General features: G+C 72.1%; 12 protein-coding genes and 1 pseudogene. 8 read left to right on the plus strand and 5 right to left on the minus strand.

Features of this window, described 5'->3' with window-relative positions:
* Positions 1-243 (plus strand): annotated as a pseudogene (locus tag ACWEVO_RS22520) (acyltransferase); the annotation flags it as partial.
* Positions 244-320: 77 nt separating this feature from the next.
* Here ACWEVO_RS22520 and ACWEVO_RS22525 read toward each other — a convergent pair.
* A complete protein-coding gene (locus tag ACWEVO_RS22525) occupies positions 321-1,151 on the minus strand; it encodes an alpha/beta hydrolase (protein WP_452309502.1) in 831 nt (276 codons plus the stop codon).
* Positions 1,152-1,204: 53 nt separating this feature from the next.
* Complete coding sequence (locus ACWEVO_RS22530; RefSeq protein ID WP_452309503.1) at positions 1,205-1,630, minus strand: MarR family winged helix-turn-helix transcriptional regulator; 426 nt, start codon at positions 1,628-1,630, stop codon at positions 1,205-1,207.
* Positions 1,631-1,690: 60 nt separating this feature from the next.
* Here ACWEVO_RS22530 and ACWEVO_RS22535 point away from each other — a divergent pair, with 60 nt between their 5' ends.
* The 4 genes from ACWEVO_RS22535 to ACWEVO_RS22550 all read left to right on the plus strand — a co-directional run bounded on the left by ACWEVO_RS22535 (position 1,691) and on the right by ACWEVO_RS22550 (position 4,543).
* Positions 1,691-2,215, plus strand: coding sequence for an N-acetyltransferase family protein (locus tag ACWEVO_RS22535; protein WP_452309504.1), 525 nt, complete (start codon positions 1,691-1,693; stop codon positions 2,213-2,215).
* A 207-nt stretch (positions 2,216-2,422) separates the two neighbouring features.
* Positions 2,423-3,115 (plus strand): C39 family peptidase, encoded by a 693-nt coding sequence (locus tag ACWEVO_RS22540; RefSeq protein ID WP_452309505.1) that lies wholly within the window; start codon positions 2,423-2,425, stop codon positions 3,113-3,115.
* A gap of 74 nt (positions 3,116-3,189) precedes the next feature.
* Entirely contained in the window at positions 3,190-3,852 is a 663-nt protein-coding gene (locus tag ACWEVO_RS22545) for an HAD family hydrolase (protein ID WP_452309506.1), read from the plus strand.
* Between the two features lie 94 nt (positions 3,853-3,946).
* The gene (locus tag ACWEVO_RS22550) at positions 3,947-4,543 is read left to right on the plus strand and encodes a hemerythrin domain-containing protein (RefSeq protein WP_452309507.1); all 597 of its coding nucleotides are present in this window, start codon (positions 3,947-3,949) and stop codon (positions 4,541-4,543) included.
* Positions 4,544-4,595: 52 nt separating this feature from the next.
* Here the strand turns inward: ACWEVO_RS22550 and ACWEVO_RS22555 are convergent, their stop codons facing one another.
* Positions 4,596-5,051 carry an Lrp/AsnC family transcriptional regulator gene (locus ACWEVO_RS22555; protein WP_452309508.1) on the minus strand — a complete coding sequence of 152 codons (456 nt, stop codon included), beginning with the start codon at positions 5,049-5,051 and terminating at the stop codon, positions 4,596-4,598.
* A 97-nt stretch (positions 5,052-5,148) separates the two neighbouring features.
* On the opposite strand from ACWEVO_RS22555, the gene ACWEVO_RS22560 reads away from it, so the two are divergent.
* Positions 5,149-6,051, plus strand: coding sequence for an SMP-30/gluconolactonase/LRE family protein (locus tag ACWEVO_RS22560; protein ID WP_452309509.1), 903 nt, complete (start codon positions 5,149-5,151; stop codon positions 6,049-6,051).
* A 71-nt stretch (positions 6,052-6,122) separates the two neighbouring features.
* Here ACWEVO_RS22560 and ACWEVO_RS22565 read toward each other — a convergent pair whose 3' ends face one another.
* Entirely contained in the window at positions 6,123-6,308 is a 186-nt protein-coding gene (locus ACWEVO_RS22565; RefSeq protein ID WP_452309510.1) for an antitoxin, read from the minus strand.
* Positions 6,309-6,376: 68 nt separating this feature from the next.
* The gene (locus ACWEVO_RS22570; RefSeq protein WP_452309511.1) at positions 6,377-7,036 is read right to left on the minus strand and encodes a dienelactone hydrolase family protein; all 660 of its coding nucleotides are present in this window, start codon (positions 7,034-7,036) and stop codon (positions 6,377-6,379) included.
* A 123-nt stretch (positions 7,037-7,159) separates the two neighbouring features.
* Here ACWEVO_RS22570 and ACWEVO_RS22575 point away from each other — a divergent pair, with 123 nt between their 5' ends.
* Both ACWEVO_RS22575 and trxA read left to right on the plus strand, forming a co-directional pair.
* On the plus strand, positions 7,160-7,552 hold the full coding sequence (locus tag ACWEVO_RS22575) for a MerR family transcriptional regulator (RefSeq protein WP_452309512.1): 393 nt from the start codon (positions 7,160-7,162) through the stop codon (positions 7,550-7,552).
* Positions 7,522-7,869, plus strand: a complete 348-nt coding sequence (trxA, locus tag ACWEVO_RS22580; RefSeq protein ID WP_452309513.1) for a thioredoxin — start codon at positions 7,522-7,524, stop codon at positions 7,867-7,869. Before ACWEVO_RS22575 ends, trxA begins: the two co-directional genes overlap by 31 nt.
* Positions 7,870-8,101: the final 232 nt, after the last annotated feature.

Consider the following 8,101-nt stretch of genomic DNA (forward strand, 5'->3'; position numbering starts at 1 on the left):
GCCAAGGCGCGGCACGTCGCGGCGGCCGGGCCGGCGGGCACCGCGGTGGCGGTCTGCCAGGTGGACGGCCGCTGGTGGCTGACCGTCGAGGGCCGCGCGGTGCTGCGTCGCGACCGGTCGTCGATCGAGGAGGCCGAGCGCCGGTACGCCGAGCGCTACCGCCCGCCGCGCCCCAATCCGGAGCGGGTGGTCATCGAGATCGCCGTCACCCGTCTTCTCGGCAGCCTCCCGCCCGCCGACTGACCGGTCCGCTCCCGCCGGCTGGTGACAGCGCCCTCGCGGACCCGCCCGCACGGACCGGCCCGTGGCGGCCGCACCGATCAGCTGAGCAGGAAGGCGGCCAGCGCCTCGGCGACCTCGGCCTCGCCCTTGTGGTGCGGTCCGAAGTGGTCCAGTTTCGGGAAGGTGAGCACCCGCGACGACGACAGCACCTCGGTGAGCCGGGCCATGGACGGGGCCACGTGGGCCAGGTCGCTCTTGCCGCCGCTCATCAGCAGCACCTCGGCGGACACCTCGCGGTAGGCGGGATAGCTGTCGTTGAGGCGGCCGATCTCCGCGTGCTCCTGCAGGGCCGGTTCGAGCAGCGCGGTGACCTTCTCGCGTTTCTCGCCGCGGAAGGCCAGGCGCAGGATGGCGGCCATGAGCCATCTGGGGTTGCGGCGTGCCGCGCCCGGCCCGGTGGCGATGGAGAACGTGGCGAACGCGTCCACCGGGCGGCCCTGGGCGAGGAACCGGCGGGCGTGCGGAATCCAGTCGGTGGGGATGAGGCCCCCGACGTTGACGCCGGGCTCGTAGACGGCAAGCTTGGTGATGCCCTGGTCACGGCGGGCCGCCTCAAGCGCGACCAGGCCGCCGAAGCTGTGGCCGAAGACGTATCGGGCGCCGGTTGCCGCCCGTACCGCGGCGAGGTCGGCGCATTCGGCCTCGATGGCGTACCCGGGTCCTTGCGGGCCGCTGCCCCGGCGTCCGCGCCGCTGAACGGTGTGCACGGTGAAGGCGGCGGCGAGCGCCTCGGTGAGCCCGGCGAAATCGGCGGCGTCGCTGAGCGAACCGGGGACGAGCAGCAGATCCGGGCCGGTGCCGGTGGTGTGGAAGGCGATGGTGGTGCCGTCGGCGGAACGGACGGTCCCTACGGCGGGGGCGGTGGCCATGGGGAACTCCTCAGGGTGATCCGGTGGGGTGTCGCGGTGCGGCCGCCGGTGTCTCAGCTGCGTTCCAGGGCGGCGTTCAACCGTCGGGTGTGGGCGAGGTAGGTCTCGAACGGCACCCCGCTGGACTCGACCAGCTGGGTGAGCCGTTGGATCAGCTCCGTGCCGGCCCGGTTGACCAACGTGCGGCCGGAGTCGGTCAGGGCGATCCGTCGGCGGTTGCCGCCGGCCGGGTCGGGTGCCACGGTGAGCAGTCCGGTGCCGGCCAGGGCGGCGATCATGCGGCTGACCGAGGGTTCCGTCACGGCGAGGCGGTCGGCCAGCGCCCGCTGGGTGGATGCGCCCAGCTCGCCGACCATGACCAGGACCATGAACCGCCGGTAGGACAGGCCGTGGTTGGCGCGCAGGATGCGGTCACCGGCACGCTCCAGGCGGGAGACGAGGGTGTGCAGCTCCAGCCCAAGGTTGTTCGGGTGGTTCATGACCGCTACCTTAGCCTTCTAAGTTAGGAATGCAAGCTACCGGTCCGCACGGAGGGTCGAATGATGGAGAACTCCCGTGATCTCGTACTGCGCGCCGCGCACCTGGCGGACGCCGAGGCGATCGCCGCACTGTGGCACCGCGGCTGGCTCGACGGACACGCCGGACACGTCCCGGAGGCGCTGCACCAACACCGGCGGTTGGCCGATTTCCGCCGGCGGGTACCGCCCCGCCTGACCGCCACCACGGTCGCCACCCTGGACGAGCGCATCGTCGGGTTCGTCACCGTCCGCGAGGACGAGGTGGAGCAGCTGTACGTGGCCGGGCCGGCCCGCGGGACCGGGGTGGCCGACGCGCTGCTCAAGGCCGGTGAGCGGCTCGTCGCCGGACGCTTCGACACCGCCTGGCTGGCGGTCGCGGTCGGCAACACCCGGGCCCGCCGGTTCTACGCCCGCTGCGGCTGGCACGACGCGGCGGCCATCGACTACGCGGCCGAGGCCGGAACCGAGGACACGGGGCGTCCGGCAGCACCTGGCGACACGGTCGTCGTCGTGCCCTGTCGGCGCTACGAGAAGCGTGTTCGATGAGGCGAACCGCTCCGTTACGCCCCTGGACGTGCCAGATGTCCGGTTTCGCGGTGTCGGCGGTCACGCCCGAAGCGGAATCACCGAGAGTCAGGAGCGGTTGCACTTCCCGTGAGCGAGCGGATCCCCCGCCCACGCCTCCGAGCGCCACTCCCGGTGCTGCTGCGCCCCGAGACGGGGACGGCAACAACCCCCGAATGGAGCCTCGACATGAACTCGATCGTCCGTAAGAGCATGCTGTCCGTCGCCGGTCTCGTCATGTCCGGTGGCGTCGTCGCCGGCCCGGCCGTGGCCGCGTACGCCACCCCGGCGCAGGCGAAGCCGGTGGTCGCGAACAAGAGCGACAAGAGCAACAAGAGCAACAAGAGCAACAAGAGCAACAAGAGCGATAAGAGCAACAAGAGCGGGCGGAGCGCTCGCTTCGACTACCAGGCCCAGCCGAACTTCTACTACTGCGGGCCGGCGTCGACCCGGATCGCCCTCTCCGCCGAGGGCAAGACGGTGAGCCAGGACGAGCTGGCCGCCAAGCTGGGCACCACCGAGAACGGCACCGACTCGGCGATCGACATCACCCGGGTGCTCAACGAGTACACCGGCGGCAAGTACAAGACCACCGAGATCCGGGACGACGTCGCCACCGAGGCGCAGGTCGAGCGCCTGCGGGCGGACGTCAAGGCCGCGGTGGACCAGGGCCGGCCGGTCGTCGCGAACATCATCGGTAGCGCGGTGGACGTCGACGGCGTCGCGCACAGCTACACGGGGCACTACCTGACGGTGGTGCAGTACAAGGACGACGGCAACACGGTGCTGATCGCCGACCCGGCCAGCCCGAACGAGCCGACGTACTGGATGAACGTGGCGGACCTCGCCAACTGGATCGCCAGCCGCGGTTACAGCTCCTGACCGGGCAGCACGAAGGGCCGGTCTCCCCACGAGGGAGGCCGGCTCTTCGGCGTCTCTCCACTAGCATCTGCCACGTGCGGCGACCGGTGATCTTCGACCTCTTCCACACCCTGGTACGCGGCGGCGACCCGGAGCGGGACCGGGTGGTCGGCGAGATGGGGGTGATGGTCGGGGTGCCCCCGGCCGACCTGGTCGCCGCGTACCACGCCACCTGGCGGGAACGGATCGTCCGCTGGGACGCCGCCGAGACGGTCCGGATCCTGGCCCGGCGGCTCGGCGGGACGCCGAGCGAGGAGCAGGTGGCCCGGGCGGCGGCCCACCGCCGCGAACTGGCCGTCCGGCTGCTGAACAACGTGCGCCCGGAGACCCTCGCGGTGCTGGACGCGCTGCGCGCCGACGGCCATCCGATCGGCCTGATCAGCAACGCGACCGCGGAGACCGCCGAGGCGTGGGGCTCGACGGCGCTGGCTCGCCGCTTCGACGTCGCGGTCTTCTCCTGCGACGTCGGCCTGGCCAAGCCCGACCCGGCGATCTACCGGCTCGCCGCGGAGCGGCTCGGCGTGGACCTGGCCGACTGCGTCTTCGTCGGCGACGGCGCCGACGGCGAACTGGCCGGCGCGGCCGCGGTCGGCATGACCGTGCTCCGCACCATGGAGCACAACGACACGGACCCGGCGTGGCAGGGCCCCGCGATGGCCGCCCTCGGCGAGCTGCCCGCCCTGTTGCACACCGACTGAGCCGGGCGCCCGGCACCATCCACATGGTTCGCCCGATCGGTCGGGGGTACTGGCCCCACCAAGCCGTTCCGCAACCCACCGGTAAGGGGCAAACATGACCGACACGCAGACGAGCCACGACGTCGTCGACGTCCTGATGGCGGACCACCGCGAGGTCGAGGCGATCTTCGTCGAGCTGGAGAGCCGGCAGGGCGCTCCGGAGCACCGACGGCAGCTCGCCGATGTGGTGATCGCCGAACTGGTCCGGCACTCGGTGGCGGAGGAGGCATACGTCTACCCGGCCGCCCGCAAGTCACTTCCGGACGGTGACCAGATCGCCGAGCACGAGATCGCCGAGCACGCCGAGGCCGAGCGGACGATGAAGGAGCTGGAGTCCCTCGACCCCTCCGACCCGCGCTTCGACGAGCTGCTGGCGAACCTGACCGGCGCCATCCGCCACCACGTGCAGGACGAGGAGTCGGACCTCTTCCCCCGGCTGCGCGCGGCGTGCGCGCGGGAGGAGCTGGTCGAGCTGGCCGGCAAGGTGACCGCGGCGAAGAAGACGGCACCGACCCGGCCGCACCCCGCCGCGCCGGACCACCCACCGGCGAACAAGCTGCTCGGCCCGGGCACCGGTCTGGTGGACCGGATGCGGGACGCGCTGAGCGGTCGCCCCACCTCGATGGCGGAGCTGCACGAGAAGCGGCACTGACCCGCAGGCCCGGCGGCCCCACCCCGTGCGGGGGCGGGGCCGCCGTCGTGCGTCAGGGGCTCGGCGGGTACGGGTCGAGCGGGCGCTCGAAGAAGCTCTCCAGCACCACCACGGTCTGGGTACCGGTGACGCCCTCCACCTGGAACAGCCGGCGCAGGCTGGCCTGGAGCTGCTCCGGGGTGCCGACCCGGATCTTCACCAGCACCGACGCCGGGCCGGCGATGACGTGCGCCTCCTCCACCTCGGGGAGCGCGGCCAGCGCGTCCCGGGTGGGCCGGTCGCCCATCCAGGCGTTCGCCTCGACGAGCACGAACGCCAGCACGCCCCGGCCCACCGCGGCCGGGTCGACGTCCACCGTGGTCCGCCGGATCACGCCCTGCTCCCGGAGCTTGCGGACCCGGTCGTGGACGGCGCCGGTGGAGAGCCCGACCGCCCCGGCCAGGGCGGCGTACGACTGGGTCGCGTCGCGTTGCAGCGCGGCCAGCAACTTGCGGTCCACCTCGTCCACCGACGACCTCCGTTCGGGGAAATTCTCGCTGTACCGATTTTGGTTCGGTCATGTTAGCTTGATGCCGAACCAGGGTCGCGGGGTGGAGGCAGTTGCGGTGGATCGGTTCAGGACTCATTTCGAGGTGCTCGACGAGCGGTTCCGCCGGATCAACGGCGACGAGTGGACGGAGTGCATCTGGACCGGGGGCCGCTGGCTGGAGGGACCCGCCTGGTTCCCCGCCGGTCGCCACCTGGTCTTCAGCGACATCCCGAACGACCGGCTGCTGCGCTGGGACGAGACCACCGGCGCGGTCGGGGTGTTCCGCCAGCCGGCCGGCTACGCCAACGGGCACACCGTCGACCGACGGGGGCGGCTGGTGAGCTGCGAGCAGGGCCGGCGGCGGGTCACCCGGACCGAGCCGGACGGCACCGACACGGTGCTGGCCGAGCGCTGGCAGGGCCGGCGGCTGAACAGCCCGAACGACGTGGTCGAGCACTCCGACGGGTCGATCTGGTTCACCGATCCCAGCTACGGCATCGACAGCGACTACGAGGGACATCGGGCGGAGAGCGAGATCGGCGGCAACCACGTCTACCGGGTCGACCCGCACGACGGTGTGGTGCACCGGGTCGCCGACGACTTCGGGCAGCCCAACGGGCTGGCGTTCAGCCCGGACGAGTCCCTGCTCTACGTGGTGGACACCCGGGCGAAGCACCTGCGCCGGTTCCGGGTGACCGAGGGCGGCACGCTGCGCGGCGGGGAGGTCTTCGCCGGCTGCGACGCCGGCTCGTTCGACGGCGTACGCCTCGACGACGCGGGGCGGGTCTGGGCGGCGGCGCACGACGGGCTGCACTGCTTCGACCCGGACGGCACCCTGCTGGGCAAGCTGCACCTGCCCGAGGTGGTGGCGACCTTCACCTTCGGCGGCCCGCAGCGCAACCACCTCTACATCTGCGCGTCCAGCTCGCTCTACAGCATCCGGGTGAACGTCAGCGGGGTCCGCTACCCCGGCTGGTGAGCACGCCGGCGCGCCCGGACGGACCGCTCCCGGGCCGTCCACGGTGGGACGACCCGGGAGCGCGAGGTACGTCAGCGGTTGTCGGTGTCGCCCTGCCCGGTCCGCTGCTGGGCCATCTGGACGCCCTTGTCGACTTCCTTGTCGTACTTGTCACCGGTGCGCTTGTCGACCTGCTCGCCGCCCTTTTCGATGCCCTGGTCGACCTGCTTGTCGTGCTGGTCGGCGAAGTCCTTGGCCTTGTCCATGAAGTCACTCATGCCGGGGTCTCCCTTCGGTTACGTCAATGCCTTCCCTAGAGCGGGGAGGGCAAACCGGCCGTCCGCGGTCAGGCCGGATGCGGGGCACGCATCCGGCTGGTGAACCAGGTCCCCGCCTGGTCGGCCACCTGCTCGAGGGTGCCGGGCTCCTCGAAGAGGTGGGTGGCGCCGGGGACGATCCGCAGTTCGGCGACCTCGCCGAGCTCGGCCTGGGCCTGCTCGTTGAGCACGATCACCTGTTCGTCCAGGCCCCCGACCAGCAGCAGCGTCGGGGCGCGGACCGCGGACAGGGAGCTGCCGGCCAGGTCGGGTCGGCCACCGCGGGAGACCACCGCGCGGACCTGCTCGGGCCGGGCGGCGGCGGCGACCAGCGCGGCGGCCGCGCCGGTGCTGGCCCCGAAGAGCCCGATCGGCAGCCGGCCCAGGGTCGGGTCGGCCGCCATCCAGTCGACGATCGCGGCCAGCCGCTCGGCGAGCATGCCGATGTCGAAGCGCAGCTCGGCGGTGATCTCGTCGCGCGCGTCCTCCTCGGGGGTGAGCAGGTCGATCAGCACGGTGGCCAGGCCCCGGTCGTTGAACTGGTGCGCGACGGCGACGTTTCGTGGGCTGTGTCGGGAGCTGCCGCTGCCGTGCGCGAACAGCACCACCCCGGTGGCCCCGGACGGCACGATCACGTCCGCGGCCAGCCCACCCTCCACCACCGGAACGGTTACCTCACGCGTCTCCATGCCGACCCACCTCCCCACCCCGCATACCCGCCCTTCGCCCCACCTCACCTCGCCGGCGCGGGGTTGCCTTGACGTCGGCGGCAAGGTTTAGCGTGGGCGGCACGGGCAGGTCAGGGAGGTCGGATGCGGATCGGGGAGCTGGCGGAGCGGGCCGGTACGAGTACCCGGACCCTGCGGTACTACGAGACCCAGGGGCTGGTGCGGCCAGGCCGCTCCGCCAACGGCTACCGCGTCTACGACGAGGCGGAGCTGCGTGTCGTGCACGAGATCCGCGCCCTGCTGGCGGTGGGCTTCGGCCTGGACGACATCCGGCCGTTCGTGGCCTGTCTGCGGGCCGGCAACAGCTCCGGCGACGTCTGCCCGGATTCCGTGGCGGTGCTGCGGCGCAAGCTCGCCGAGGTGGACGACTACCTCGACCGGCTCGGCGCGGTCCGTCGCCAGCTGCACGACCAGCTCGCCCGCGCGATCGCCCACCGGGAGGAAACATGCCTCAGGACACGCAAGAGAGCCGACTGACCGCGGTCACCGACGCGACGTTCGCCACCAGGGTGCTGGCCGCCGACCGGCCGGTGGTGGTGGACTTCTGGGCGGAGTGGTGCCCGCCCTGCCGGGTGGTCTCGAAACACCTGACCGAACTGGCCGAGGAGTTCAGCGACACGCTGCGCTTCGTCACCCTCAACACCGACGAGAACCCGGCTACCACCCGGGCTTACCAGATCATGTCCGCGCCCACCATGCTGGTGTTCCGGGACGGTCAGGTGGTCGGCTCGATCGTCGGCTCGCGGCCCAAGGACCACCTGCGGATGAGCTTCGCCCGGCACCTGGACGGTTGAGCCGGCACCGAGCGGGAACGCGCGGGGTGACCACGGACCCCGACGGATCGCGAGGATCGTCATGGCCAAGCAGGACAGGTCCCGGGAGCGGGAGCTCGCCGACCAGAAACGCCGCGAACAGGAGCTGAAGGCCTCACCGGAGTGGGCCGACCGCGCGTCCCTGGCGCGTACCGCCGACGACCCGCAGGCCACGGCGCCCCGGGACGCCGGCGGCCGGCCGTCCGACGGCCGC

The sequence above is a fragment of the Micromonospora sp. NPDC003776 genome, from assembly GCF_053605645.1.

Bases quoted from the DNA above. Each gene is read 5' to 3' on its own strand.
- trxA (WP_452309513.1), top strand. From the start codon at position 7,522: ATGCCTCAGGACACGCAAGAGAGCCGACTGACCGCGGTCACCGACGCG.
- ACWEVO_RS22535 (WP_452309504.1), top strand. From the start codon at position 1,691: ATGATGGAGAACTCCCGTGATCTCGTACTGCGCGCCGCGCACCTGGCG.
- ACWEVO_RS22525 (WP_452309502.1), bottom strand. From the start codon at position 1,151: ATGGCCACCGCCCCCGCCGTAGGGACCGTCCGTTCCGCCGACGGCACC.
- ACWEVO_RS22565 (WP_452309510.1), bottom strand. From the start codon at position 6,308: ATGAGTGACTTCATGGACAAGGCCAAGGACTTCGCCGACCAGCACGAC.
- ACWEVO_RS22570 (WP_452309511.1), bottom strand. From the start codon at position 7,036: ATGGAGACGCGTGAGGTAACCGTTCCGGTGGTGGAGGGTGGGCTGGCC.
- ACWEVO_RS22530 (WP_452309503.1), bottom strand. From the start codon at position 1,630: ATGAACCACCCGAACAACCTTGGGCTGGAGCTGCACACCCTCGTCTCC.
- ACWEVO_RS22540 (WP_452309505.1), top strand. From the start codon at position 2,423: ATGAACTCGATCGTCCGTAAGAGCATGCTGTCCGTCGCCGGTCTCGTC.
- ACWEVO_RS22575 (WP_452309512.1), top strand. From the start codon at position 7,160: ATGCGGATCGGGGAGCTGGCGGAGCGGGCCGGTACGAGTACCCGGACC.
- ACWEVO_RS22550 (WP_452309507.1), top strand. From the start codon at position 3,947: ATGACCGACACGCAGACGAGCCACGACGTCGTCGACGTCCTGATGGCG.